This is a genomic window from Chryseobacterium sp. PCH239 (assembly GCF_018924625.1).
In the GTDB taxonomy this organism is placed as follows: domain Bacteria; phylum Bacteroidota; class Bacteroidia; order Flavobacteriales; family Weeksellaceae; genus Chryseobacterium; species Chryseobacterium cucumeris.
Genome location: NZ_CP073027.1, coordinates 2,454,530 through 2,480,000 on the forward strand (window position 1 = coordinate 2,454,530; position 25,471 = coordinate 2,480,000).

Below are 25,471 nucleotides of genomic sequence, written 5' to 3' on the forward strand. Positions count from 1 at the left end.
TGAGAGAGCTAAAGCCCATTCCTATTGAATTTCATTATTTTTACAGTTCAAAATTTAAAATACAATATATGGACTGTCCATGCTGTTCAGGGAAATCCTACGAAGAGTGCTGTAAACCTTATCATACAGGAGAAAAGCATGCCCCTACGGCTGAAGCTCTGATGCGATCGAGGTTCTCTGCTTTTGCCATTCCGAATGGTGAATACCTGATGGAGACTACCCTTCCGGGAAAAAGAAAATACCACAATAAAAAAGATCTGCAGGAATGGGGAGAGATCAACCAATGGACGAAATTGGAAATCATCAGAACTCCCGCTTTAAATCATGTAGAATTTAAGGCTTATTATAACGATCAGGACGGCCATCAGCAAGTTCATCATGAGTTTTCTGTTTTTCAGAAGATGCACGAACGTTGGTATTATGTTTCCGGGGAATTTTTGGATTAGAGAACGGATTGAGAAAATATAATGTAGTGATGCTTTGAGTATAGAACCATCCCGTTAAAAATTCTTTGAATTTTCGCCGCCCCTCCGGTGGAGTGTAATGCTAAGCAACCAATAACTATTATAATCTTATCAATAAAAATGAGCCACAGGATTATCTGTGGCTCATTTTCTTATCTAAACATGTCCGAAAATCGGGCATTTATATTTTTAGTGAGCTTCGTTTCCGTCAATTCCGTGAGCATGACCATGCGCCAGCTCTTCTTCAGTTGCCGGACGAGTGCTTAAAACTTCCACGTCGAAATCTAATACTTTTCCAGCCATCGGGTGGTTAAGGTCTGCTACCACAACTTCCGGAGTAATTTCTACTACAAAAGCCTGGAAGTTATTCCCCTGATTGTCTGATAAAGGAAGAATAGCTCCTACAGGCGGAAGTCCTGATTCTTTAAACATTTCCACTGGTAACTGTGCAATAGCATCCGGCTGTCTTTCACCGTAAGCTTCTTCAGGCTGAATCACAAAAGCCGCTTTGTCGCCAGCTTTCAAACCTAAGATATTCTGTTCAAATTTTGGAATCATCATTCCCACACCATACAAAAATGTAAGTGGATTTTCTGTTGTTGTTTCTTCTACAAGAATCTTACTTCCATCTGGTTCGATCGTGTGAAGTATATACTTTACAGCTACAACGTGATTGTTTTCGATTGTCATATTTTTTCTTTTTTTCGTGATTTTGCCTCACGATTAATCATACAAATATACTCTTTTTGAAATGATTCAATGAGCTTGAAAGATAGGAGATGGAAGATGAAGCTATGAAATGCATAAGGAAATATAATTTTCCTTTTTACTTTACATTACTTACATAATAACTCCCCGGCTTTATTTTTTTCTGTCCTCCTCCCTCTTTTTCTGTCTCAGGACAAAAAGATACAGGCTCTCTACTTTTGTTCTGGCCCAAGGTGTTTTTCGCAGGAACTTCAGGGAAGAGTTGATGCTTGGGTTATCTGTAAAACATTTAATATTGATCTGTTCGCCCAGCCTTTCGAAACCTTGATAGTATTCTACCAGTTCTTCCAGGATAGCATCAAGTCTTTTTCCGTGTAGAGGATCTTTGGACTGCTGTTCCATCTTTTTTTTACAAAATTAATTTATTATAAGTTTATATGGAAATCCACACCACTCTTCCTTTTTTGTTTCTTATTTTTGAAGAAGCGATTCCTTACCAATAAAAATTATCCGTTACAAAACATGAGCAAAAACAACGAAGCGAACAGGAAGAAAAATAAAAAGAAAATTGATCAGAAAAAACGTAAAATACAAAATGCAGAAGCTGAAAGAAAAGCAAGGTTAAAACAAATCCGGGAAGATTTCAAAGCAAGAGAAGCTGATAATAAGCCATAATTGTCTTGATCCGAAGTAAGGAAACCTTAATTTTTTAAATGAAGTATTCTCTATCTTTACATTGTAATAGCTGCAAAATAATTCTCTGCGAAACAACTTGAAAATTACGCTGCATATAGTCTTTTTAATTCTCAAATTTAAATTATGAAAATCCTCCACACTGCCGACTGGCATTTGGGTAAGCGCCTCGACCGTTTTTCAAGACTTGAAGAACAGGTTTTGGTTATGAATGAAATTGTTCAGATTGCTGATGAACAAAACGTTGATATGGTTTTAATTGCCGGTGATCTTTTCGATAATTTCAATCCAGGTGTAGAGGCTGCTGAACTTTTTTATAAAACATTAAAACGTTTATCCCTGAACGGAAAACGTCCTGTGATTGCTATTTCCGGTAATCATGATTCTCCCAGCTTAATCAATGCTCCCGATCCTCTGGCAAGAGAGTGCGGAATTATTCTCATTGGCCATCCTAAAGCGGAGATTGTGCCTTTCGGTACAGAATATTTCAACATTACCAACTCGAAAGAAGGTTTTATAGAGCTGAAAATTGATAGCATACCGTTTCCGATAAGAATTCTTCATACTCCTTTTGCGAATGAGGTTCGTTTAAAGGAATATTTTGGTGAAAATAAAGAAGAAGAAATCAACAGAGTACTTGCACAGGAATGGAAAAATCTTGCAGATCAGTTCTGCGATGATACCGGAGTGAATCTTCTGACTGCTCATTTATACATGAATAAAAGAGGGGCAGAAATTCTGGAAGAACCGGAAGGAGAAAAGCCGATTAAGATAGGAAACGCAGATTTGATTTTTTCGGACAGTATTCCCGAGCAGATTCAATATACGGCATTAGGCCACCTTCATGGTTTTCAGAATATCGGAACGAAGGAAAAACCTGTGATTTATTCATCCTCTCCTCTGTGCTACAGTTTCAGTGAAGCCGGACAGACCAAATATGTTTCTATTATTGATGCAGAGCCTGGAAAAGCTGTGTCTTTCGAGAAGAAAATATTAAAGAACGGCAGAACTTTGGTCCGAAAAAAGTTTAATTTCATTGAAGATGCGGTTCAATGGCTGAGCGCAAATCGCAACACATTTATTGAACTTACATTGGAAAGTGAGACTTTTTTAACGGCAGACGAAAGAAGAATCATTTATCAGTCTCATAATGGAATTGTTCACCTTATTCCAAAAGTCAGAAATCTGGAATTGGGAGAAAGTCAAACCCATGAAATCAATTTGAGTCAGGATATTGATATTTTATTCAAAGATTATTTTAAATCTAAAAACGGCGGGCAGGAAGCCAATGAAGAACTGATGAATTTGTTTAACGAAATTTTAAATGCATAAGCCATGATCCCTGTTCAATTAACTATCGAAGGACTTTACTCGTATCAGGAACGCCAGACCATTGATTTCAGAAATCTTACTGAGGCGGGGCTGTTTGGGATTTTCGGGGCTGTGGGTTCAGGAAAATCATCCGTTCTTGAGGCTATTTCGTTTGCTTTATACGGTGAAACGGAACGTCTGAATATGCGCGATAAAAGGGCTTATAATATGATGAATTTAAAATCAAACAGTTCTTATATAGAATTTGATTTTGTAAATTATGAGAATAAATTGTTCCGTGCCACCCGTGATTTTAAACGAAATTCCAAAAAATTTGAAGAAGTAAAACCTAATGCTGTTACTTTTTATGAGAACATCAATGGAAAATGGATTCCTTTAAATCATTCCAATGCGGAAGCTATTATCGGATTAAGCTATTCCAACTTCAAAAGAACCATCATTATTCCGCAGGGACAGTTCAAAGAATTCCTTGAATTAGGTGCTGCAGAGAGAACGAATATGATGAAGGAGATCTTTAATCTTCAAAAATTTGACCTTCAGAACAATGTTTCAGCACTTAATGTAAAAAACAGATCTGAACTGGATCAGCTGGAAGGGCAATTGAAAGGTTTTGAAGAAATCAACGAAGAGAAAATCAACATTCAGAAGGAGCAGCTGACAGAACAACAGAAACTGCTTTCTGAATCCAATGAAAAACTGGAAAAAATTTCCCAGACTTATCAACAGCTGAAAAACTTAAAAAGTGACTTTGACAGTTTACAACAGAATAAAGAAAAATTCAATAAACTCTCAGAAGAAAAACCCCAGATGGATGCTCTGGAAGCACAGGCAGAATTATACGACCGTATTTTCAGGCTTTTCAATCCGTTGATTATTGAAAAAAATAAGCTTTCAAAAGAGATTTCGGACAAGCGAAATGAGAAAGAACAGCAGATCAAAAGCCAGCAGGAAACAGAAAAGGCTTTTATTATCATCAAAGAACAACTTTCTGCTCTTGAACCACAATTTAAAGTTTTGGAGCAATCCAGAATTCAGGAAAATGATTTGAATCTTATCATTCAGATTCTTACGTTTTCTGAGGAAATCAAAGTTCTTAATGAAAGAACTCAAAAAGGCTCTGAAAAAGTAAAAGAAGTAGATCTTAATAAAGAGAAAATTCAAAAGATCATTGATGAGCTTTCCGCACAGATTAAAACTTTAAAAGAACAGAAACTGGATTCTTCCCTGCTTTCTGAAGTGGGCAGCTGGTTTATTCAGCAAAAGAATTTTAAAAAATCGCTTCAGGAACAAGCTGAAAAGATCGGGAAACATCAAAAGCAGATTGGAGAAATTACAGAAGAATTAAAGCCTTTTGCTTATACCGAAAATTATAAAGAAGATTTCACAATCAGAAAAGAAACCTTAGAGACTCAAAAAAAGGAACTTTCCCAGAAACTGGATCATCTCAAAATACAAAAAGAGCTTTCCCGTTTTGCCAGTGAGCTTCATGACGGAGAAAACTGCCCTCTTTGCGGATCTAAAGAGCATCCGCATATTGTTGAATTTCATGATGTGAATGCTGAGCTGAAGGAAATTCAGGAGAAAATAACTTCCGTGGAACAGGAAACTATTGGTCTTCAAAAACAGGAATCAGAAATTGACAAAATTCTGGCCCGTAAAAAAATCTTTGAGGAACAGCTTTTTTGGAACAGAAAATTGTGATCCAAATTCAGAAAGATCTTGAAAATCATATTCTGAATTTTACATGGAAAGCATTCTCTCCTGATCAGGAGGAAGAATTTGAGAAAAAACGTTCAGATTCATTCACTTTAGAAAAAAGATTGAGGAAACAGAACGGAATATTACTTTGGAGAGAGAAACTCTTGACAGAGAAATCAAAACCCTGGAAAAGTATAAGACAGCTCTGGAATCTTTCCGTATGGAGGAAGTTTCGAAACAGGAACAGATCAATATCAGCCGTTCCGGTCTTAAAATCCTGGACTGGAATCTGTATGTCCAAAAGGAAAAATCTGAGATTGAAGAATCTTATCAAAAGCTGGTACAATCCAACAAGGAAACTGAAGAAAATTACCGGAAGGCATTAGAACAGGAAAAAATTCTTTCTCCGAAACTGGCAGAGCAAAAGGCTATTGTAAGCCAATCTGAAAAGCAGATTACAGAGCTGGAGAAGGAAATTTCAGGGAATGAAGAGGCAGTTGTCAAAGCATTGGCTGATCAAAATTTCACAGAATTTAAAGAAGTTGAGAATATTTTACTTCAGGAAATTGATGTTCAGCTGGTGAGGACTAAAGTTCAGCTTTTCAAAGTTGAATTTGAAGCTTTGAAGAAATTCATCGGAGAGCTTGAATTAAAGCTGAAGGGACTTTCATTCGATAATGAACAGTTTTCTCTGACTGAAAAGCAATTTAATGAAGCGCAAACCGAACAAAAACAGATCAATGATTCTGTAGTTACAAAAACCGCTGAAATAGACCGTCTGGAAAAGGAATTTGTGAAAAAGGAGGAACTTCTGAAAGAACTGGCAAAGCTTCAGAAACGTTCGGAAAATCTGAAGATCATGATGAATTTGTTTAAAGGAGCAGGCTTTGTACAATATGTTTCGTCTATTTATCTGAGACAGCTTTGCGATCATGCCAATGTACGTTTTCACCGGATGACCAGAAATCAGCTGAGCCTCCAGCTGAATGAGAATAATGATTTCGAAATCATTGATTACCTCAACGAAGGAAAAAGCAGAAGTGTAAAAACACTTTCCGGAGGACAGGCCTTTCAGGTATCGCTGAGTCTGGCTCTTGCACTGGCAGAAAGTGTTCAGGCCAATGCGCAGGCCGATAAAAACTTCTTCTTTATTGATGAAGGTTTCGGAACTCAGGATACGGAATCTGTGAATATCGTTTTTGAAACGCTCACCAACCTGATGAAAGAAAACAGGATTGTAGGAATTATTTCGCATGTTGAAGAGCTGAAAGAGAAAATCCCAACGGCGCTCAACATCATTAAAGATGAAGAAAGAGGAAGTATCATTGAAATTATTTAGTTCAATATATTGTAAATAACAAAAGCCACAAAAGATTTGTTCTTTTGTGGCTTTTGCACCTCAAAAACTTCCCTGTTACAGTCCTTTTATAACAGGTTTCACTTCATTTCCAAACAATTCTATAGACTTCATCATCACATCATGAGCAGGATCTCCCACATCCATGTGCCCGATAAACCTTGTAATTCCGAAAATCTCTTTCATATAAGCAATCTTATCTGCTACTTCTGCCGGACTGCCGATGAATAACGCACCGTCTTTGCTTCTTCCTCCATCATACTGTGCTTTTGTGTAAGGTGCCCATCCTCTGGAAGCTCCAATCCTATCCATCTGAGATTTATAATTATGGAAATACCCATCCACCACTTTTTGGTCATCACTCACAAAAGTATGGGAGTGGATTGCGATCTGCATTTTCGAAACATCATGTCCTGCTTTTTGGTACTCCTGTTTATAGAATTCGATCAGATTTCTAAACTGGATAGGCATACCTCCAATGATGGCTACCACTAAAGGCATTCCAAGCTGGGCTGCACTTAAAACAGACTGAGGAGTTCCACCAACAGCTCTCCAGATGGAAAGTTTTCCGTCATTTTTTGCTCTTGGATATACCGTCTGATTCTGCATCGGAGCACGAAGTTTTCCTGACCAGCTAACGTTTTCCTCAGAATTGATTTTTAATAATAATTCTAATTTTTCGTCAAATAACTGTTCATAATCATTCAGTGAATAGCCATACAAAGGAAATGATTCGATGAAACTTCCACGTCCGACAAAGATCTCTGCTCTTCCGTCTGAAATTAAATCCAGTGTTGAAAAATCTTCATATACTTTTACCGGCTCTGAAGAACTTAAAACAGTTACTCCACTCGCCAGTTTTATATTTTTTGTAATGCTTGCTGCTGCAGCCAAAACAATCTCCGGGGAGGAAACAGCATAATCCGGACGGTGATGTTCTCCCATCGCGAAAACATCAATTCCCACCTCATCCATGAATTTTACCTGATCCAGTATCTCACGGATTTTAATTCCTGCATCTCTATATTTTCCGGTAGACTGGTCTAAAGCCAAATCTCCGAACATTCCTATTCCTAATTCCATATTGTTGATTTTAGTGATACAAAGTTACCACTATGGAAAATCAAAAACATTGATGTTTGTTAAGTTCGAAAAGTTACTTTTTTAAAACACAAATAACACTAATGTATCACTAATAACACGAGAGTGTAATTGCGAACAAAGCAAATTGTGCTTTTGTTGGAAAACGCAAAGGCGCAAAAAGATCTTTATCTTTCTGTTTAAGGCGCAAGAAAATCGAAGATTTTCAACAAAGATTAGTTCTTATAGTATTAGGGATTATAAAATTTTATCGCAGATAAAATCTTTGCGCCTTACGACATAATCCATTAATAATCTTGTGCCTTTGCGTTTTCCAAAAGATTAGCAAAAACAAAAAAATCCAGCCTTTCCGACTGGATTGTATTATTATTTCTTCAGATACAAATCAAAATAGTCTGTGATTTTCTGCATCAGATGAACCCTGTCTTTCCCGATCACATTATGCGGATGTCCCGGATAGGTAAAGTAATCCAGCTGAACTCCATTATCAACAGCAGATTTGATGAATTTAATAGAATGCTGCCATACGACTACATCATCCTGAGCGCCATGGATCATCAGTAATTTTCCTTTCAGGTTCTGCACTTTATCAAGAAGATTAGCCGTTGCATAACCTTGTGGATTTTCCTGCGGAGTATCCATATATCTTTCTCCGTACATGATCTCATACATACTCCAGTCGATTACAGGTCCTCCTGCTACTCCTACTTTGAATACATCCGGCTTACGAAGCATGAAACTTGTCGTCATAAATCCTCCGAAGCTCCATCCGTGAATTCCCATTTTATCTCCGTCTACATAAGGAAGAGATTTTAAGTACTCTACACCTTTCATCTGGTCGTTCATTTCTGTAGTTCCCAGATTTCTGAATACAGCCTGCTCAAACTTCATTCCACGGTTAGAAGAACCTCTTCCGTCCATTGTGAAGATGATGTATCCGTTCTGAGCCATATATTCATACCAAAGATTTCCTGAAGCCGGGAAGCTGTTGGTGATCAGCTGTAAGTGTGGTCCGTTATACAGATAAACAATGGTTGGATATTTTTTGTTCGGATCAAAGTTGGTTGGAAGGATAATCTTTCCATACAAAGGAGTTCCGTCATCTGCTTTTAAAGTTACGTTTTTAATTTCCGGTCTCTGATAATTTTTTAATGGATTTTCAGAAGTAAGGATATTCGTAGTTTTTAAATTAGCTGTATTGATAATGTTGGCAACTCTCGGTGAATTCGCATTGCTGTAAGCATCATACAGATAATTCCCATCGCCGCTCAAAGTTCCGATGTGCATTCCTTCTGCATTATCAAGCTTTTGCATTTTGAAGTTGGTCCAGTTGATTCTGTATAAATGTCTTTCCAAAGGAGTCTCTTTTGTTGATGTAAAGTAGATCTCCTTTTTCTTTTCATTGAATCCTAAAATATCAGTTACCAGCCAATCTCCTTTTGTAATCTGAGCTACCAGTCCTTTTTCAAGACTATAATGGAACAAATGATTATATCCTGTTCTCTGGCTCTGCCAGATAAAGTCTGTATTAGAGTTCGGGAAGAAAGTAAGTGGATGCTGTGGCTCAACGTATTTACTATCTGTTTCTTCAAATAAAGTTTTCACCAATTCTCCTGTCGCAGCATCATATTGATTCATTTTCATATGATTCTGACCTCTGTTCAGAACCCCTACAAAGATGTATTTTGAATCAGGACTCCAGGTAACAGCTGTTAGATATTGGTCTTTTTCACCCTCTACTTTTAAGAAAGTAGTAGATTGTGTTTTAATATTGAAAACACCTAATGTTACCTGATGAGAAGTCTGGCCAGCCATTGGGTATTTAATATTATGATTTACAGCCGGAGTTACAGACCAGTCAATGATCGGATAATCTGCTACCATGCTCTGATCCATCTTATAGAATGCTACACTCTCGGAATTAGGCGCAGGGAAAATTCCTGTATCAATACCGAATTCATTTCTATGAACTGCCTGACCACTGATTATATTTTCGTTGGCTTCGTTAGTTACAGCAATCGTTTTTCCGCTCTTGCTTACAAACAAATTATTCTTTACTGTGAAGGCAAAAGTCTGGTTATCACCAAACATTTTTACGTTGGCGGCATCCTGATCAATAGCAGCTGTGCTTTTTATTTTCCAATCGTTTCCAGATTTTTCAATCCAAGACATTTTGCCCTCTGTCGTAAAATATCCATTGGAATTCCCTGTAAATTTGATAGGCGGAACAGTTTTAAACCTATCATTGGAAAGATTTCTGTTCAGTTGACTCAATGAAATCAGAGTGTCCTGTTTGTTAGTCTTCAAATCTGTAATCAGATAGCCGCCTTTTACGGCCTGAATATAAGATTTTCCATCTGCAGCCCATGAAAACTGGGAGATATTTTTCACAGCAAGGTTGGTTCTCATTCCATTTACAGCCTCCGCCATGGTAAACTTCTGGGTTTGGGCAAATGCTGAACTGCCTAAAACCAGCATCAATAAAGAAAATTTATGTAATTTCATTGTATAAAATTGAATCCTCCAAAAATAAGAAATAAAAACCATTCGTTAAGAAATGTTAAATTAAAACATTCATAAAATGGAAATCATGCATTCAAAGGAATTATTTCTTAACTTAATAGTAGAATTTTTAAAAGGAACTTGGATAATGAATTGTGAACTGTCAATCCGCTGCGCTTGTCAATTGATGTTGAAATCAATTCACCATTCACCTGCGAAGCGAAATTCACCATTGATTATTAAATGAGTCAATCGTGAACTATCAGTCCGCTATGCTTGTCAATTGGATGTTGAAATACATTCACCATTCACTTGCGAAGCAAAAATTGACGATTGACAAAAAAATCTCATTTCTTATCCTATATCAATGACTTGTATAGGTACGCTGTCCTAAATTTGCATCATTAATAACAAACAAAAAATACAAAATACAATGGCAACAAAATGGATTTTAGACCCTACGCATAGTGAAATTACTTTCAAAGTAAAACACATGATGATCTCTAACGTAAAAGGAAGCTTCAGAACTTTCACTGCTGAAATTGAATCTGAAGACGAATTCTTTGCAAATGCAAAAACTACTGCTACTATCCAGACAGATTCTGTATTCACTAACAATACAGACAGAGATAACCACTTAAAGTCTGCAGAGTTCTTCAATGCTGAAGTACACCCTACCATCACTTTTGAATCTCAGGCGTTAAATAACTCTATCGTTGGAAATCTTACCATCAATGGAATTACAAAACCTGTAAATCTTGATGTAGACTTTGGAGGAATCAATGTAGACCCATGGGGAAATACAAAAGCAGGTTTCTCTTTTGAAGGAAAAATCAGCAGAAAAGATTTTGGATTAAACTGGAATGCCGCTCTTGAAGCAGGAGGTGTAATGGTAAGCGATGATGTAAAAGTAGCTGGTGAATTACAGTTTGTAAAACAGGCATAGTAAATTAATATATAGCATAAAAGGTTCGGGGATTTTTCTAAAAGCCTTGAACCTTTTATTTTTTTATAATCTTCAATATTTATGAACCTCAACGATCTCCAAAACATAAGTGACGGTTTTAAAAGTACACAAAGAATGCCTGTTTTATTTCTCGGACATGGTTCACCAATGAATGCCATTGAAGAGAATCAATTTGTACAGGGTTTCCGGAAAGCAGCCTCAGAAATTCCAAAACCTAATGCAATTCTTTGTATTTCTGCCCACTGGTATACAGACGGAACTTTTGTAACCGCAATGGATATGCCGAAAACCATTCATGATTTTTACGGTTTTCCCAAAGCCCTTTTTGATGTGCAGTATCCTGCTCCGGGAAATCCCGAACTGGCAAGAGAAACAGCAGAACTTCTTCTACCTGTAGATGTGGAAGAAGATCATAGCTGGGGACTAGATCATGGAGCATGGTCAGTTATCAAACATATGTATCCCGATGCTGATATTCCGGTGATACAGCTGAGTATTGATCATACAAAACCTCCGCAGTATCATTACGATCTTGCCAAAAGGCTGAACAAACTTCGTGAAAAAGGTATTCTTATTATCGGAAGTGGAAATATTGTTCATAACCTCCGCCTCATCGACTGGAAAAATATAAATACAGTGGGAGCCGGCTGGGACTGGGCAATAGAAGCCCGTGAAAAAACCAACAACTGGCTACTTGACGGTAACTTTCAGAATATTATTGATTATCAGAAACAAGGGACTTTCTTACAATACGCCGTTCCTACGCCTGATCATTATCTCCCTTTATTATATACTTTGGGTCTGAAAGATCAGTCTGAAGAGCTTAATTTATTCAATGATGAACTTATTGGTGGGTCATTGAGTATGACAAGTGTAAGAATCGGGTAAATTCTTCTTTTGTTTATCACTAAAAGTTTAGTAATATTGTTTACCATGAAAACAGTATTACTATTTTTTTTACTCACCACTTCCCTTTTTTCCGCACAAATGGTAAAAGGAACTGTGGTGGATGATACCGGCCACAGGATCTCTGGGGTTAACATTTATCTTGACGGGACGAAAACAGGAGTCGTTTCAGAAGAAGACGGAAGTTTCACATTACATGTCTCTGCTCAGAAATATGGAAATCTTGTTTTTCAAAAAGAAGATTATGAAACCTTTACCATCGGATTACCGGATATCATCAACAAGACTTTAAAAGTGGTATTGACCAAAACCAATGCTATTGAAGAAATAAGACTGGTTCCCTACACTTCCGAAGCTTATCAGAACTATATCAATTATTTTCTGAACACTTTTATAGGTAATAATCGTGATGATGTGAAAATCAAAAATCAAAGATCTTTAAAGTTCTCCTACGACAAAAAGAATAAGATTCTGAAAGTAAAAGCCCCCAATACACTCATTATTGAAAATAAAAATCTTGGCTATGAAATCAATTATAATCTGATCGCTTTTTCTTCGGATTTCAATACTAAAATGATTAATTATTCCGGGACCAGTTTTTTTAAAGAGACAAAAAATACGGATAAGGTGAAATTAAACCGTATGAATGCTTACGAAGGCAGTCAGCTTCATTTTTTCAGAAGTATCTATGAGAATAAAATTACTGAGGCAGGTTTTATAGTGAATCAGGTGGTAAGAGTTCCTAATCCAAAGTATCCCTCAGAAGAAGAATTAAATATTTTAAAAAATTATCTGGACCTCGTAACCCAACCTGATTTACATACGATTCCTGAAAATATCAGAGAAATTGCCCGTAGAAAAAATACTCAGAGCCCGTACATGCTGGCTATTGTAAAAACTAAAATCCCTGATTCAGATTATGTTAAAAGACAAGAAGGACATGTTTTTCTTGAATTTAAAGATATCCTGCAGGTCAACTATCCTAAGTTTTATTATGAACTTAAAGGAAAAGAATTTGTTAAAAGAACAGACAAAAGTATATTATCATCATTTCTGCATTCTGATGGAGAATCATTCGAAGTTTCAAAGGAAGGTAATATTACAATGCCTGATCAACTCATTAATGAAGGTGATTTTTCAAAAAATAAAATTGAAAATATGCTTCCTCTTGATTATCAATTAGGAGATTAGCATCAGGAACCGATTATTATATTAAAAATAAAAAGGAAATACCTCAGGTGAGATATTTCCTTTTCTTTTGATAAGGATATTATTTACTGTACAGCCTTCAGAACATTAATGTTTCCATAGCCATAGCTTGAATTTACATTAGGATAATAGGTAGCTGCCTGTCTCATTTTATTGAGTACCTGATCTCTCGTCCATGATGGATTTTTAGCCCAAACCAACGCTGCAATTCCCGCTGTAGCTGCTGTAGCCACTGAAGAACCACCCACATAATCTGCCTGACCATTGTAATAGCTCAATACAGGAACAGTATTTCCTGAAGGTCTCTCCATCTGGAAAGTAAAATCAATCTGACTTCCCGAGTGGCACACATCACATTTCTGATTGGAAGTATTTTCTTTCACTCCCGTTATAGCCTGAGTTTCCGGCATGGATGCAGGGAAAATTACTCCGACAAAACTAGTGAAACTGGTAGAAGTACCTCCGGCACAGAAGATCAGTTTTCCTTTAGAATAAGCATATTTCACACCGTCTTCAATTTTCCCGACAGAGAAAACATGTCCCATTGACATAGAAATGATCTTCACATTCGTATTGTTACCCAATTCTGTGAAAGCGGTCTTTACAGCAGTCTGTTCACTGGAAGTTTCAAGAACAACATTTTCTGCAGCTCTGTAAGCGATCAGATTGGCATTATAAGCTACTCCTACAGGTAATCCTGCATTATTTCTCGGAGCGGCCATTACGGAAGCCATTTTCGTTCCGTGTCCGCATTGATCTCCTGATCCGTCAGAATTATATACTCCATATTTACTGATTGTTCTGCCTGAAGAAGCACCATTATTAAAACTTCCTCCCAACAGAGTCTGTTCAGGTGAAACACCTGTATCAATAAGTCCAATGGTTACGCCAGCTCCAGTACTATAGCCCCAGGCTTCAGGAATGCTGTGTTTAGTGAAAGCCCACGGTATTTTTGCACTTGGTGTCGTTGAAGTATAGTCTGCTGTACTTAGTGTAGATGATGAAAATCCGCATCCTGATGAACCACTTCCTGAAGATTTTGCAGCTGCATTATATTGAGCTTCAAATTCAAAATAATGATAATCTGCAGGTTCTACATATCGGATGTTTTTCATTTGGCGAAGTGCGGAAACAGTTTCCTCATTTTCAATCACAACGTCCATCTGATTAAGATACTGATCTGAAAGAAGAAGGAAATTTCTTTCGTCTTTTCCTTCATATTTTTTGATCACAGAAAGAACTTCTTTTTCGATATCATTGCTGTTTGGAGATTTACTTCTGTCGAAATCATCTTTAGAAGTTCCAAAACCGATAGAAACCATTTTATTTCCGCGGAAAATAGCACTCCATACAAAATGATCGGATTCATTCTTCCAATTGAAAGTACCGTCCGTTTTAATCGCCTGATTGATCCTTTCGTTGATTTGTTTTGCAGTCAACGGATCTTTCTGGGACATTTCGGTTTTTACATTTTCGTTCTGAAGATCTTCTCTGGTGCACGAGTTTAAGGCAAAAAATATTGCCAGTAGGAATACAGTTTTTTTCATATGTTATAATTTTGGTTGAGACCACAATATAACACTTTAACGGGAATTAAAAATTGAAAAAAAATGAATTTAGCATTACATGAATATTAAATTACAATACTTTCTCGTAGCACACACTTTGCTCTATTCCAACGTATTGACCATAATTAGGTATTTTGTAAAAACCACTTTTTTCATACACCGAGATGGCACTCTTAAGATCCCTTGAAGTTTCCAATACAGCTTTTGTAAAGTTCAATTCTGTTGCCCAGCTTTGAAGTTCTTTCACAATAGCGGAACCTAATCCTTTTTTCTGAAATCAGGATGGGTAAACATTCTTTTTATTTCTACGGTATCTTCTGAAAATGGTTTGAATGCTCCGCAGGCTGCGGGAATATCATCTATATAGGCTACGATACAGTTTTTGATAGTATCTATTGTATTGAACTGAGCAAAGAAGTCATCATTTTCTCCATTATGTTCAGCTAAAGTGGCATCAAGGGATTTTACCAGTGTTTGAAAATCTTTATGGCTGGAATCTGTTCTGAGTATATTCATCTAATTGATTTAAAGATTTAAAAATTGAAGGATTTAAAGATTTGTGAAAACAAAAAGCTCCCTTCCGGAAGCTTTCAAGTATTTTGTATTAGTTGACAACAAATTTTCGTTCGTTAATCAATTCTGCAATGGCCAGCATATCTTTACCGATAAGTCTGTCATCTTCCAGCTTGGCAACTTTAGAACGAAGAATCGCAAAGTTTTCTTCAATTACTTTAGAGCATTTCGCAGGTCTTCTGAATTCCAGTCCCTGAGCGGCAAACATCAGCTCAACAGACAGAATATTAACAAGATTTCCCAGAACCTGATTGAATTTTCTTCCTGAAATACTTCCCATAGAAACATGGTCTTCCTGTCCTAAACTTGTAGGAATAGAGTCTGCCGACGCCGGGAAGCATAATGTTTTATTTTCTGTAACCAAGGCAGCTGAAGTGTACTGAGGGATCATAAATCCGGAATTCAATCCTGAGCTTTCCGTTAATAATCTTGGAAGTCCATATTTTCCTTCTAATAATAAGTAGCTTCTTCTGTCTGAAATATTCCCTAGTTCTGCAGCTGCTAATGTAGCATAATCTAAAGGCAATGCCATTAGCTGTCCGTGGAAGTTTCCACCTGAAATAGATTCTTCAGCGCTTAGGACAATCGGGTTATCTGTTACAGAGTTCAATTCTGTTTCAGCCATTCCTTTAAGGTGCTCAAAAGCATTCCTGCTGGCTCCATGAACCTGCGGTACACATCTCATGGAATAAGGATCCTGAACTCTCTCACAATCTTCATGAGCTTTCATATTTTCTGATCCCTTTAAGAACTTAAGCATTCTTGCCGCAACTTTTTTACTGCCTTCAAAAGGTCTGATCTCGTGAAGTTCTTTTTTAAATGGGCTTGCTGAACCTCTGTACGCTTCAAGACTCATTGCAGCTGTCATATCAGCAAGATCTAATAAGTATTCAAATTTTTCAAGTCCTTTGATCGCATGAGCAAGGATAAACTGCGTACCATTGATTAATCCTAATCCTTCTTTTGGACCTAAAGCTAATGGTTCAAGGTCATGTTTTTTTAAAACCTCAATGGTATCAGAAACCTGATTTCCTTCCCAAACCTGTCCTAAACCAAGTAAAGGCAGTACAAGATGTGCTAATGGAGCAAGGTCTCCTGAAGCCCCTACAGATCCTTGTTCAGGAACTACCGGAATGATATCTTTCTCAAGCATCAGAATCATTCTTTCAATAACTTCCAGGGAAACTCCTGAAAATCCTTTCGAAAGAGCATGTACTTTGGCAATCATCATAATCTTGGAAAGCTCTTTATCAATTGGCTTCCCTACGCCCACCGCATGAGAAATGATAAGATTATATTGTAACTGAGCGGTTTCATCCGCTGAAATTTTAGTATCACACAATGGTCCGAATCCTGTATTGATTCCATATACGCATCTGTCTGACTCTACTATTTTCTGTACGTTTTTCTGAGATTTTAAAATTTGTTCTTTTGCCGCTTTGTTTAGCTTGGCTTTATTAGGTTTTTTACATATTTCCAGAACATCATGGAAAGTAAAAACATCTACTCCGTATATCATTTCTAAAAAATTTCCTTAAAATTACGCATTTAACAATAATTGGAAAAGCTAAATTTCAATCTTCTATATTTTTATAAAACAAGCGAAATAATTTACTACTTTTAGCCCCGAAAATTAAAAACAATAATACATGAGACTGAAAACTCTACTCCTTGCTGTATGTGTAGCAAGCACGACAGCTTTCGCGCAGAAAGTAAAATATTCTAAAGAGGATATCAAAAAAATGGAAACTTACCTTTTTAATGAAGGTTTTAATACGCCATCACCTAAGAAAACATCTACCATTATCTTAAAAGACGGAACGACCTACAAAGGTTTCTGTAATAAGATTGAAACCAAAAAAGGACAGATCTATGAAGTTGCTATCAAAGACAGTATCACCAAAAAGAATACTACTTTCAATGCTGATCAGATCAATGAGATGTATGTGTATCCGAGTAATGCAGAGAAGATTGCAAAAGTGGCAAAATACATGGGGAATATCAGAAACTTCGGAACTAAGAAGTTGACGAAAAACACCAATAATGACAGAATTTATTTTATAAATCAGACTGTGTCCCTAAAGAACAAAAAGATGATAAGGAATTTCTGATGCAGGTTATCAATCCAGGTTTTGATGATATTATTTCAGTATACCACGATCCCAGGGCTAAAGAAACAACAGGTTTTTCTGTAATGGGATCTCCACAGCTTGGAGGCGGTGTTATCAAATCTTACTATGTAAAAAAGGGCAACAAGGTAATGTGGCTGCATAAAGATGATTTTGAAGACAATTACGATTTTCTTTTTGGAGATAATCAGGATTTCATGAAAAAATATCCTAAGAACTCTGTGGAGTGGGATTATTTCAGCTTTCTTGTAAGTGAATATACTGCAATGACCAACGGATAAAATATTTTGAGCCCTAAAATAAAACCTGTAGACCCATCTGCAGGTTTTTCTTTTTTAGATAGCGAAAGTTTCCTTAATTTTGTTATATGAATCCTTCTTTAGAACTACAGCTCAAAACCTTACCATCCGAACCCGGCGTTTATCGTTATTATGATAAAAACGAACAGCTTTTGTATGTGGGAAAAGCTAAAAATCTGAAAAAGAGGGTACTCTCCTATTTCAACAAAAACCTCTCAGGATACAGGATCAAAATAATGGTCAGTAAAATCCAGCGACTGGAAACGACAATTGTAAACAGCGAGTATGATGCACTTTTATTGGAAAATAATCTGATTAAAGAGTACCAGCCGTTTTATAATGTTATGTTGAAGGATGACAAGACTTATCCATGGATCTGCATCAAAAATGAAGATTTTCCAAGAATTTTTCTGACCAGAAATATGATTAAAGACGGATCTGAATATTATGGTCCGTATGCCAAAGTACGTCCTGCAAAGATATTGTTGGATACTATAAAACACATTTATAAGCTTAGAACCTGTAATCTTAATCTTTCTCCCTCCAAAATTGCGGAAGGCAAATATAAAGTCTGCCTGGAATACCATATCAAAAACTGCGAAGGGCCCTGTGAAGATCTTGAAAGCAAGGAAGATTATGACGAAAAAATAGATGCTATCCGCGGAATTATCAAAGGAGATTTCCGTAAAGCAAAAGATTATCTGGTGAATCAGATGATGAAGCTTGCTTCCAACCTGAAGTTTGAAGAAGCTCAGATCATTAAGGAAAGACTGGATATTCTTGAAGATTATCAGGCTAAAAACACAGTCGTAAATCCTAATATTGATGATGTAGATGTTTTCGGAATGACCAGTGATGAGACCGCTGCTTATGTCAATTTCTTTAAGATAAGAAACGGAAATATTATCCAGAGTTTTACTACTGAGATTAAAAAGATTCTTGAAGAAACTGATGAAGATATTATGGAAGAAGCTTTGATAGAGATCCGTCAAAAGTTTTCTTCAGATTCTAAGGAAGTTCTTTTACCGTTTCATTTGTCTGTAGAAATCCCAAATGTAAAACTGATTGTTCCCAAGGTAGGAGATAAAAAAAGAATTGTAGAGCTTTCTGAAAAGAATGCTAAAGAATACCGTCTTGAAAAGCTGAAGCAGGTTCAGATTGTAGATCCTGAAAGGCATACCAACAGAATTATGGCCGAAATGCAGAAACTGCTGAGAATGCCTGTGGAACCAAGACATATTGAAGGTTTTGATAACTCCAACATTCAGGGAACGAATCCTGTGTCTGCATGTGTTGTTTTCAAAGATGGAAAACCGAGTAAAGCAGATTACCGAATTTTTCATCCTAAAACAGTAGAAGGGCCAAACGACTTTGCAACGATGGAAGAGGTCATCTACCGCCGTTACAAAAGAATGCTTGATGAAGGAGAAAGCCTTCCTCAATTAATTCTGATTGATGGTGGAAAAGGACAACTTTCTTCTGCTGTTAAAAGCCTGAGGTTATTAGGACTTTATGGAAAAATTACCATTGTAGGGATCGCCAAGAGACTGGAAGAAATATTTTTCCCGGAAGATCCTATTCCTTTATATCTTGATAAAAAATCTGAAACGTTGAAAATCCTTCAGCGTGTCCGTGATGAGGCCCACCGATTTGGGGTAAAACATCACAGAACAAGAAGAAAAATTCTACTATAAAATCCGAACTGGAAGAAATTTCTGGAGTTGGAGAAAAAACAATCGAATTGCTTTTGTCTAAACTGAAGTCTGTAAAACGAATCAAAGAAGCTAATCTGGAAACCCTGGAAGAAATTCTGGGTAAGAGTAAAGCCAAGGTAATTTGGGAATTTTTTAATGCCAATTAATGTTCTGACATCGCGCAGTGGTTAAGTTTCCATAAATAAAAGGTCGTTTATTGGTAAAATTTCATCACAATCATCATTTTATCAAAATGAGACAAAAACCAAAATTCCTTTTAATACAAAATAAACACTACAACAAAATACACGAATAAATAAATATTTTACTAAAAATACTATTATATGTATTTTTTTCATAAATTAGAGTTATCAACTAATAACAATAATGTTATGAAATTTTACTCATTTTTATAAATACTTCCACCATCTTTTTACATTATGTATGATTAGATTACCTTCTATATTTATAAGATAGTATTAAAAAAAGTGAAAAACACATCAACATATATATTACAAAAGGCTCTTTTTCAAGAGCCTTTTGTACTTATATTTTATTAATTACTTTGCTGTAAAAACTTCTTTGGAGTATCTTCCATCCGTCTGTGGAATATCTATCACAATATTTCCGTTTTCAAAATATCCGATGGTAGTATTTCCATCAGACATTTTTACAAGGAAGACAGAGTTCTTTGAAGTTGCTTTGAAAACAGCAAAAGGTACAGAGCTACCAGACTTGGCTAAAATAAACTGGCTAGGATCAATCTGTATCTTCTGAAGATCCAGTTTCCCGTTCGAATAATTACTCGCCTCCGGAGTTGTTGTAGAGACTACAGATGCCACAGAGTCAGGAGATGTATGCTGAGTACTATTATTAGATGCAGGTAATAACGCAACGGGATTGGAAGCCGGTACTTTTATCAAAGCCTGCTTCAATGCTTCATCAAGTCCTTCTTCAAATTCTTTAATATTTGAACTCCCTTTAGATTCAAGTATCAAATTGTTATTACAATCTTTAAATTGTAATATCAGTTTATTTTTAAATATACTTTTATCATTGAGAACATCTGCCATAACCACATTACAATAATTGGTTTTAGCTTCAGATGGCCAGTTATCTTTAATGATAGGAAGAATTATATATTTTCTTTCTGTCAGAGCTTTAACAAAAGAGTTTTTTAATCCGTAATCTCCGTTGAAAGTCTGAAATTTTTCGGGAACTGCAACATATTTATAATCTGAAACCTTTTGTGCGAAAGCTATTGTTGAACAAACAGCCATAGCCAATATTGATAACTTTTTCATTTTTATAATTTTAATCGTTTCTAAATGCTCCCATATCCAGTTTTAATGAGAAGAAATTGGAATAGAAATTAGATCCGCCAATCCCTGAATTAGTAATTGCATAATCCAGTGTAAGGCCTCTATATCTGATCCCAAGACCTGCACTCGGCTGGAAAGAAACTTTTCTCTTAAGGTCTTCTATATCTGTAATAGACTGGAATCTGTTGATCCCCAATCTCACAAAAATCATTTTCTGATATCCCAGTTCAGCTCCCGCATACGGACTGATACTGGCAAAATCTGTTGAAATTAATGATGCTGTTTTAGCAAAATCAACATTAATACCTGCTTCCGGTAATACATACACACTGCTATTGATTTCGAATAATTTGCTGGCACCTACATTTAGCTTAGGCATTGTAAGTTCAAGTTTATCCTTAGGAGCTGGGTTAAATTCTTCCCCGTTTACAACAGTAGAAAGTTCTTTCTGATTAATCGTCCAGAAGTTTACGGTAGTCGTAATATCTCTCACCATTCCTCCGAATTTCCATCCGTTATCTGCCTTATAAATTGCTCCCACATCGAAACCAAAACCATAACCATTTGCAAATTTACCTACATTTCTATAAACAATTTTAGCATTCACCCCCACATCTAATTTTGGATTTCCTCCAGGTCTGAAAGCATAAGAAAGAATAGCAGCATAATCGGATTGGGAAAACTTGGTAATTTTATCATAATCGATATTCCCTTCAGAATCGATCATTTGGGTAGTATTTAAAATATTGTCTACTCCAAGCCTTACTACCGAAACGCCAAAAACACCTTCTTCAAGTACTTTTGCATAGGCCAGATAGTCATATTTCGCGATGGATTCAAAGTATTCTGCGTGCATTGCTGCCCCTTGCCAATCTCTTTCAACAGACATTAGACCTGCAGGGTTCCACATTGGGGAATATACGTCATCCTGGTTGGTAATTACTGCTCCTCCCATAGCAAGCCCTCTTGCTCCGGCACCGATATTTAAGAATTCATTGGAATATTTCCTGATAATCTGAGATTGAGAAAGCCCAAACAGCAGTGAAAATGCAAGTAAAAAATATTTTTTCATCATATAAATTTGATGCTTAGTTTAAGTTTTTAGTTTTTCTGGCTTTTATTAATCCATTTGCAATGATTGCCAGTATCATAACACCCGAAGCGACATAAAATATAGGGCTCATATGTTCTGATTCCCCAAAGATAAAAAAAGCTAGTATAATTCCGTAAACAGGTTCTAAATTAACTGTTAAAATTAAAGTAAAAGGTGATATATATTTCATTAAATTCACCGATTCCAGCATTGGAAAAGCAGTGAAAACACTTGCTAACAAGCATATTAACGCCAGATCCCTGTAGTTTATTTCATTCATTTGAAAAATTTGCCCTGAAAACAAATAAATTAACATTAAAATAAACCAACCACAGAAGATTTCATAAAAAATAATGTTCCCCGAACTTGTTTTCCCAAACATTTTACCATTAAAAACAGAAAAAACAGTTCCGAATATGGCACACAGAATTCCATAAATAATACCTTCTTTAAAATGAAATTCTGTTTTAAAGATCAATAGTATACAGGCCACAATAACAGTTCCCATGATCACTTCGGATACATCAATTTTCCTTTTGAAAATAATAGGCTCCAGAATTGAGGCAAAAAGAGTAGATAAAGAAAGACAACTTAGCGCAATAGAAACATTGGAAACTTTAATAGAATAAAAAAAGCAATACCAATGGAGTGCCATGGCAAAACCTATTGCTGCCAGCTGAAAAAATATTTTTCTGGAAACCTTTATGCTCTCCTTTTTAAAAATCCTGATAAATACATACAAAAAAATAGAGGCAAACAACATTCTGTAAAAAACCAGAATTTGTGCATTGGCCTGAATCAATTTTCCCAGAATTGCAGTGAACCCCCATAAAAAAACTATTAAATGCAATCTGAAAAGTGCCAATTTATGCATAACCTATCCGCTTTTTATTTTAACCCTGCAAATTTACAAATCACAAACCCAAATATTGATAAAAAGACAGCTTTAATCTAAAAAAAGTTAACAAAATTTAAAATAAATGTTAAACCATAAAAAAACCCTGAAAATTTATTAAACTTTCAGGGCCTTCAAATAATAAACTATTAAAAAAATAAACTAGGAACAGAGTAATTTTCAGAGGTTATCACCCTCCATTACTCTTATGTAAAGTTAGAAAAAATATAAATTATTTGAAAATATTTTTTAGTTAAAAATTTCACAAATTACTAAAAACCAAATAATTAAACATCTGTTTTACTTCCAATTCGTATTCCTCATAAAAATAGTATCTTTAAGCGTAAAAAATTGAAAATTTTATGGACATCGAATTCAATAAACGAGAAGATCAGAACAGATTAAAATTATCTGAAATTAATCGCTTACTCACTGAAATTAAAAAAGGCGGTGGTGAGAAGAGGCTTCAAAAGCTTCGTGATGAAGGAAAAATGACAGCAAGAGAAAGAATAGATTATCTTCTCGATAAAAATTCAGATTCCATAGAAGTAGGAGCATTTGCAGGATACGAGATGTATCAGGAGCATGGAGGATGTCCTAGTGGAGGTGTTGTAGTAGTTATTGGCTACGTTTCCGGAAGACAGTGTATTATAGTTGCTAATGATGCCTCTGTAAAAGCTGGTGCATGGTTTCCTATCACAGGAAAGAAAAACCTGAGAGCTCAGGAAATTGCTATGGAAAACAAACTTCCTATTATTTATCTGGTAGACTCTGCAGGTGTTTACCTTCCTATGCAGGATGAGATCTTCCCGGATAAAGAACATTTTGGACGAATTTTCAGAAATAATGCTAAAATGAGTTCTATGGGAATCATCCAGATCTCTGCCGTTATGGGGAGTTGTGTAGCTGGAGGAGCTTATCTTCCCATTATGAGTGACGAGGCGATGATTGTGGATAAAACAGGTTCTATTTTCCTTGCCGGAAGCTATCTTGTAAAAGCAGCTATCGGAGAAAGTATTGATAACGAAACATTAGGTGGAGCTACCACTCATTGCTCTATTTCAGGAGTAACAGATTATAAAGCGAAAGATGATAAAGATGCTTTGAATAGAATCAAAAATATCATGAAATCTATTGGAAGTAGTGAAAAAGCAGGCTTTGACAGAATAGAAAGCTTTCCACCAAAAGAAAACCCGGAAAATATTTTCGGAATTATGCCGGTTTCAAGAGCTGAACAATATGATACTTATGAAATTATCAAGTGTATTGTGGATAACTCCGAATATGAAGAATATAAACCAGACTACGGTAAAAGTATTATCTGTGCAACGGCAAGAGTTGATGGCTGGTCTGTAGGAATTGTAGCCAATCAGCGAAAGCTCGTTAAAAGTGGGAAAGGAGAAATGCAGTTTGGAGGAGTAATCTACTCTGATTCTGCTGATAAAGCGACCCGATTTATTGCCAATTGTAATCAAAGAAAGATACCTTTAATTTTCTTACAGGATGTTACAGGATTTATGGTAGGCTCCAAATCAGAACATGGAGGAATTATCAAAGACGGAGCTAAAATGGTAAATGCAGTTTCCAATTCTGTTGTTCCTAAGTTCACGATTATTACGGGTAACTCTTATGGGGCGGGTAATTATGCAATGTGTGGAAAAGCTTATGATCCAAGATTAATAGTTGCATGGCCTTGGGCTGACTTAGCGGTAATGGGAGGAGCACAAGCTGCAAAAGTACTGGCTCAGATCCAGGAATCAACATTGAAAAAACAAGGAAAAGAAATTTCGGCAGAAGAACACAATGAAATTCTGGATACCATTTCTAAGAAATATCAGAAACAAACAGAATCTACTTACGCAGCTGCAAGATTATGGACAGATGCCATTATCAATCCTGCAGATACCAGAAAATGGATTTCTATGGGAATTGAAGCAGCTAATCATGCCCCTATCACTGAGAAATTCAACTTAGGTGTATTACAAGTCTGATAACAATTTATAATAAAAAAGGGCTATCTCAGGATTTTGAGATAGCCCTTTTTTATTTATACTTTTAAAATGGGAAGTATTTTACTTACCATATTCTTCTTTACAAAATTCAATGGGCCCACCAAGTTTCATACAGCATTGATACTTAGTCATACAAATTCCATTTGGCCAGCCTGGAGGATAGCACATTCCAAATGCAGGATCATCAGGACATGTAGGTCCTCCACTTCCTTGTAATGATTTTAAACTCTCTCTTGAAATCTTCATTAGATTTTTCATAGTTATTTTAGTTTTAATTGTGTCCTACTCTATTTAAGCTTTTCGGATAACGCTTCTCTAAAATACTATTTATTCTACACATAGTGAAATTTAAATAAAAATTTTAATAATTAATCATTACTTAGTAGCTATTGCTGATTACTTAATGGTGATGTTATAGATTGTGCTTGGTTAAGTATCAAGAAAAAAATTGTCACATTGGAAGGGATCTTTTATGGATAATATAAATTGTTAATAAAGACACGTTACAACCCTAGAGTTACCAGATAAAAAAGCATATCTCAAATAAAAAATAGTAAAAAAATAAAATTCATGAACGATAACCTATAATCAATATTTTATCTTTTCAATATTACCATTAACAGAATATTATACGCTAAAATTCGGATTAAACGACAAAATAAATCTATTAACAATTGTAAATCAACACTTTACATATATTATTTATCATAAAGTATCATATTTTTTTTTAATATTGCAGGAGTAAGCAAATGATGAACAAAATGAAACAATTAAGTAAAGGGTTACCCGTGGCCGCCAGTGTTTTTTGTTTTTCTACTCAGTACAAATCAAATAAACACTCAAAAAATACAGAAAGATTCAGCAAAGAATAAGGAAATCGATGAAGTTGTATCAACTGTTCTTAAGCTGGAAAATCCATTCAGTGAAGCTGGAGTTTTTTTGATAATGC

Annotated in this window: 24 protein-coding genes and 1 pseudogene (1 of these 25 only partly in view); 13 read left to right on the forward strand and 12 right to left on the reverse strand. The window is 35.9% G+C overall.

From position 1 onward, the window contains the following. Nucleotides 1-68: 68 nt before the first annotated feature. Nucleotides 69-446 (forward strand): YchJ family protein, encoded by a 378-nt coding sequence (locus KBP46_RS11405; RefSeq protein WP_216445400.1) that lies wholly within the window; start codon nucleotides 69-71, stop codon nucleotides 444-446. A gap of 207 nt (nucleotides 447-653) precedes the next feature. On the opposite strand, the gene KBP46_RS11410 is transcribed toward KBP46_RS11405, so the two are convergent. Continuing rightward, nucleotides 654-1,154 (reverse strand): peptidylprolyl isomerase, encoded by a 501-nt coding sequence (locus KBP46_RS11410; protein WP_062675624.1) that lies wholly within the window; start codon nucleotides 1,152-1,154, stop codon nucleotides 654-656. A gap of 171 nt (nucleotides 1,155-1,325) precedes the next feature. Continuing rightward, nucleotides 1,326-1,574, reverse strand: a complete 249-nt coding sequence (locus KBP46_RS11415; protein ID WP_216445401.1) for a VF530 family DNA-binding protein — start codon at nucleotides 1,572-1,574, stop codon at nucleotides 1,326-1,328. A 120-nt stretch (nucleotides 1,575-1,694) separates the two neighbouring features. Here KBP46_RS11415 and KBP46_RS11420 point away from each other — a divergent pair, with 120 nt between their 5' ends. From KBP46_RS11420 to KBP46_RS11435, 4 genes are all read left to right on the forward strand, one after another. Then, nucleotides 1,695-1,847 carry a hypothetical protein gene (locus KBP46_RS11420; RefSeq protein ID WP_002983641.1) on the forward strand — a complete coding sequence of 51 codons (153 nt, stop codon included), beginning with the start codon at nucleotides 1,695-1,697 and terminating at the stop codon, nucleotides 1,845-1,847. Between the two features lie 144 nt (nucleotides 1,848-1,991). Then, nucleotides 1,992-3,197, forward strand: coding sequence for an exonuclease SbcCD subunit D (locus KBP46_RS11425; RefSeq protein WP_216445402.1), 1,206 nt, complete (start codon nucleotides 1,992-1,994; stop codon nucleotides 3,195-3,197). A gap of 3 nt (nucleotides 3,198-3,200) precedes the next feature. Then, nucleotides 3,201-4,898, forward strand: coding sequence for an AAA family ATPase (locus KBP46_RS11430; protein ID WP_216445403.1), 1,698 nt, complete (start codon nucleotides 3,201-3,203; stop codon nucleotides 4,896-4,898). A gap of 145 nt (nucleotides 4,899-5,043) precedes the next feature. Then, on the forward strand, nucleotides 5,044-6,234 hold the full coding sequence (locus KBP46_RS11435; protein WP_216445404.1) for an SbcC/MukB-like Walker B domain-containing protein: 1,191 nt from the start codon (nucleotides 5,044-5,046) through the stop codon (nucleotides 6,232-6,234). A gap of 75 nt (nucleotides 6,235-6,309) precedes the next feature. On the opposite strand, the gene KBP46_RS11440 is transcribed toward KBP46_RS11435, so the two are convergent. Together KBP46_RS11440 and KBP46_RS11445 are read right to left on the reverse strand one after the other, a co-directional pair. After that, on the reverse strand, nucleotides 6,310-7,335 hold the full coding sequence (locus KBP46_RS11440) for an LLM class flavin-dependent oxidoreductase (protein WP_123280034.1): 1,026 nt from the start codon (nucleotides 7,333-7,335) through the stop codon (nucleotides 6,310-6,312). 384 nt (nucleotides 7,336-7,719) lie between these two features. Continuing rightward, the gene (locus KBP46_RS11445) at nucleotides 7,720-9,858 is read right to left on the reverse strand and encodes a DPP IV N-terminal domain-containing protein (protein ID WP_216445405.1); all 2,139 of its coding nucleotides are present in this window, start codon (nucleotides 9,856-9,858) and stop codon (nucleotides 7,720-7,722) included. A gap of 430 nt (nucleotides 9,859-10,288) precedes the next feature. On the opposite strand from KBP46_RS11445, the gene KBP46_RS11450 reads away from it, so the two are divergent. The 3 genes from KBP46_RS11450 to KBP46_RS11460 all read left to right on the forward strand — a co-directional run bounded on the left by KBP46_RS11450 (nucleotide 10,289) and on the right by KBP46_RS11460 (nucleotide 12,919). Further along, nucleotides 10,289-10,801, forward strand: a complete 513-nt coding sequence (locus KBP46_RS11450; protein ID WP_062675631.1) for a YceI family protein — start codon at nucleotides 10,289-10,291, stop codon at nucleotides 10,799-10,801. An 81-nt stretch (nucleotides 10,802-10,882) separates the two neighbouring features. Then, the gene (ygiD, locus tag KBP46_RS11455) at nucleotides 10,883-11,710 is read left to right on the forward strand and encodes a 4,5-DOPA dioxygenase extradiol (RefSeq protein WP_062675632.1); all 828 of its coding nucleotides are present in this window, start codon (nucleotides 10,883-10,885) and stop codon (nucleotides 11,708-11,710) included. Between the two features lie 45 nt (nucleotides 11,711-11,755). After that, nucleotides 11,756-12,919, forward strand: coding sequence for a carboxypeptidase-like regulatory domain-containing protein (locus tag KBP46_RS11460; protein ID WP_216445406.1), 1,164 nt, complete (start codon nucleotides 11,756-11,758; stop codon nucleotides 12,917-12,919). Nucleotides 12,920-13,002: 83 nt separating this feature from the next. Here the strand turns inward: KBP46_RS11460 and KBP46_RS11465 are convergent, their stop codons facing one another. From KBP46_RS11465 to hutH, 4 genes are all read right to left on the reverse strand, one after another. Next, nucleotides 13,003-14,484, reverse strand: coding sequence for a S8 family serine peptidase (locus tag KBP46_RS11465; protein WP_216445407.1), 1,482 nt, complete (start codon nucleotides 14,482-14,484; stop codon nucleotides 13,003-13,005). Between the two features lie 91 nt (nucleotides 14,485-14,575). Further along, nucleotides 14,576-14,752, reverse strand: coding sequence for a GNAT family N-acetyltransferase (locus KBP46_RS23710; RefSeq protein WP_253297272.1), 177 nt, complete (start codon nucleotides 14,750-14,752; stop codon nucleotides 14,576-14,578). Between the two features lie 11 nt (nucleotides 14,753-14,763). Beyond that, nucleotides 14,764-15,021: a GNAT family N-acetyltransferase gene (locus KBP46_RS23715; RefSeq protein WP_253297273.1), complete on the reverse strand. Its 258-nt coding sequence runs from the start codon at nucleotides 15,019-15,021 to the stop codon at nucleotides 14,764-14,766. An 88-nt stretch (nucleotides 15,022-15,109) separates the two neighbouring features. After that, complete coding sequence (gene hutH, locus KBP46_RS11475; protein ID WP_120233338.1) at nucleotides 15,110-16,597, reverse strand: histidine ammonia-lyase; 1,488 nt, start codon at nucleotides 16,595-16,597, stop codon at nucleotides 15,110-15,112. 130 nt (nucleotides 16,598-16,727) lie between these two features. Between hutH and KBP46_RS23720 the strand changes: the two genes are divergently transcribed. The 3 genes and pseudogenes from KBP46_RS23720 to uvrC all read left to right on the forward strand — a co-directional run bounded on the left by KBP46_RS23720 (nucleotide 16,728) and on the right by uvrC (nucleotide 19,367). Next, the gene (locus KBP46_RS23720; protein WP_253297274.1) at nucleotides 16,728-17,189 is read left to right on the forward strand and encodes a hypothetical protein; all 462 of its coding nucleotides are present in this window, start codon (nucleotides 16,728-16,730) and stop codon (nucleotides 17,187-17,189) included. Then, complete coding sequence (locus KBP46_RS23725) at nucleotides 17,189-17,488, forward strand: hypothetical protein (RefSeq protein WP_253297275.1); 300 nt, start codon at nucleotides 17,189-17,191, stop codon at nucleotides 17,486-17,488. Before KBP46_RS23720 ends, KBP46_RS23725 begins: the two co-directional genes overlap by 1 nt. An 86-nt stretch (nucleotides 17,489-17,574) precedes the next feature. After that, nucleotides 17,575-19,367: pseudogene (gene uvrC, locus KBP46_RS11485) on the forward strand (excinuclease ABC subunit UvrC). A gap of 393 nt (nucleotides 19,368-19,760) precedes the next feature. Here the strand turns inward: uvrC and KBP46_RS11490 are convergent. Genes KBP46_RS11490 through KBP46_RS11500 form a run of 3 tightly spaced genes read right to left on the reverse strand, consistent with a single transcriptional unit; the run spans nucleotide 19,761 to nucleotide 22,489 of the window. Further along, a complete protein-coding gene (locus KBP46_RS11490; RefSeq protein ID WP_062675638.1) occupies nucleotides 19,761-20,504 on the reverse strand; it encodes a hypothetical protein in 744 nt (247 codons plus the stop codon). A 10-nt stretch (nucleotides 20,505-20,514) separates the two neighbouring features. Further along, the gene (locus KBP46_RS11495; RefSeq protein WP_034693290.1) at nucleotides 20,515-21,597 is read right to left on the reverse strand and encodes a PorV/PorQ family protein; all 1,083 of its coding nucleotides are present in this window, start codon (nucleotides 21,595-21,597) and stop codon (nucleotides 20,515-20,517) included. Nucleotides 21,598-21,610: 13 nt separating this feature from the next. Further along, the gene (locus KBP46_RS11500; protein WP_062675639.1) at nucleotides 21,611-22,489 is read right to left on the reverse strand and encodes a DMT family transporter; all 879 of its coding nucleotides are present in this window, start codon (nucleotides 22,487-22,489) and stop codon (nucleotides 21,611-21,613) included. Nucleotides 22,490-22,872: 383 nt separating this feature from the next. Between KBP46_RS11500 and KBP46_RS11505 the strand changes: the two genes are divergently transcribed. Then, nucleotides 22,873-24,501, forward strand: a complete 1,629-nt coding sequence (locus KBP46_RS11505; protein ID WP_216445408.1) for an acyl-CoA carboxylase subunit beta — start codon at nucleotides 22,873-22,875, stop codon at nucleotides 24,499-24,501. An 81-nt stretch (nucleotides 24,502-24,582) separates the two neighbouring features. Here KBP46_RS11505 and KBP46_RS11510 read toward each other — a convergent pair whose 3' ends face one another. After that, nucleotides 24,583-24,780, reverse strand: coding sequence for a hypothetical protein (locus KBP46_RS11510; protein WP_062675641.1), 198 nt, complete (start codon nucleotides 24,778-24,780; stop codon nucleotides 24,583-24,585). Between the two features lie 687 nt (nucleotides 24,781-25,467). On the opposite strand from KBP46_RS11510, the gene KBP46_RS11515 reads away from it, so the two are divergent. After that, nucleotides 25,468-25,471 carry the 5' end (the start) of a hypothetical protein gene (locus KBP46_RS11515; RefSeq protein WP_216445409.1) on the forward strand. Its footprint extends 140 nt past the window's final position, so only the first 4 of its 144 coding nucleotides appear in the window; the start codon lies at nucleotides 25,468-25,470; its stop codon lies beyond the right edge, outside the window.

What these genes read in the sequence shown, in the direction of transcription:
- KBP46_RS11405 (WP_216445400.1), top strand. Translation starts at nt 69, where the DNA reads ATGGACTGTCCATGCTGTTCAGGGAAATCCTACGAAGAGTGCTGTAAA.
- KBP46_RS11410 (WP_062675624.1), bottom strand. Translation starts at nt 1,154, where the DNA reads ATGACAATCGAAAACAATCACGTTGTAGCTGTAAAGTATATACTTCAC.
- KBP46_RS11415 (WP_216445401.1), bottom strand. Translation starts at nt 1,574, where the DNA reads ATGGAACAGCAGTCCAAAGATCCTCTACACGGAAAAAGACTTGATGCT.
- KBP46_RS11420 (WP_002983641.1), top strand. Translation starts at nt 1,695, where the DNA reads ATGAGCAAAAACAACGAAGCGAACAGGAAGAAAAATAAAAAGAAAATT.
- KBP46_RS11425 (WP_216445402.1), top strand. Translation starts at nt 1,992, where the DNA reads ATGAAAATCCTCCACACTGCCGACTGGCATTTGGGTAAGCGCCTCGAC.
- KBP46_RS11430 (WP_216445403.1), top strand. Translation starts at nt 3,201, where the DNA reads ATGATCCCTGTTCAATTAACTATCGAAGGACTTTACTCGTATCAGGAA.
- KBP46_RS11440 (WP_123280034.1), bottom strand. Translation starts at nt 7,335, where the DNA reads ATGGAATTAGGAATAGGAATGTTCGGAGATTTGGCTTTAGACCAGTCT.
- KBP46_RS11445 (WP_216445405.1), bottom strand. Translation starts at nt 9,858, where the DNA reads ATGAAATTACATAAATTTTCTTTATTGATGCTGGTTTTAGGCAGTTCA.
- KBP46_RS11450 (WP_062675631.1), top strand. Translation starts at nt 10,289, where the DNA reads ATGGCAACAAAATGGATTTTAGACCCTACGCATAGTGAAATTACTTTC.
- ygiD (WP_062675632.1), top strand. Translation starts at nt 10,883, where the DNA reads ATGAACCTCAACGATCTCCAAAACATAAGTGACGGTTTTAAAAGTACA.
- KBP46_RS11460 (WP_216445406.1), top strand. Translation starts at nt 11,756, where the DNA reads ATGAAAACAGTATTACTATTTTTTTTACTCACCACTTCCCTTTTTTCC.
- KBP46_RS11465 (WP_216445407.1), bottom strand. Translation starts at nt 14,484, where the DNA reads ATGAAAAAAACTGTATTCCTACTGGCAATATTTTTTGCCTTAAACTCG.
- KBP46_RS23715 (WP_253297273.1), bottom strand. Translation starts at nt 15,021, where the DNA reads ATGAATATACTCAGAACAGATTCCAGCCATAAAGATTTTCAAACACTG.
- hutH (WP_120233338.1), bottom strand. Translation starts at nt 16,597, where the DNA reads ATGATATACGGAGTAGATGTTTTTACTTTCCATGATGTTCTGGAAATA.
- KBP46_RS23720 (WP_253297274.1), top strand. Translation starts at nt 16,728, where the DNA reads ATGAGACTGAAAACTCTACTCCTTGCTGTATGTGTAGCAAGCACGACA.
- KBP46_RS23725 (WP_253297275.1), top strand. Translation starts at nt 17,189, where the DNA reads ATGCAGGTTATCAATCCAGGTTTTGATGATATTATTTCAGTATACCAC.
- KBP46_RS11490 (WP_062675638.1), bottom strand. Translation starts at nt 20,504, where the DNA reads ATGAAAAAGTTATCAATATTGGCTATGGCTGTTTGTTCAACAATAGCT.
- KBP46_RS11495 (WP_034693290.1), bottom strand. Translation starts at nt 21,597, where the DNA reads ATGATGAAAAAATATTTTTTACTTGCATTTTCACTGCTGTTTGGGCTT.
- KBP46_RS11500 (WP_062675639.1), bottom strand. Translation starts at nt 22,489, where the DNA reads ATGCATAAATTGGCACTTTTCAGATTGCATTTAATAGTTTTTTTATGG.
- KBP46_RS11505 (WP_216445408.1), top strand. Translation starts at nt 22,873, where the DNA reads ATGGACATCGAATTCAATAAACGAGAAGATCAGAACAGATTAAAATTA.
- KBP46_RS11510 (WP_062675641.1), bottom strand. Translation starts at nt 24,780, where the DNA reads ATGAAAAATCTAATGAAGATTTCAAGAGAGAGTTTAAAATCATTACAA.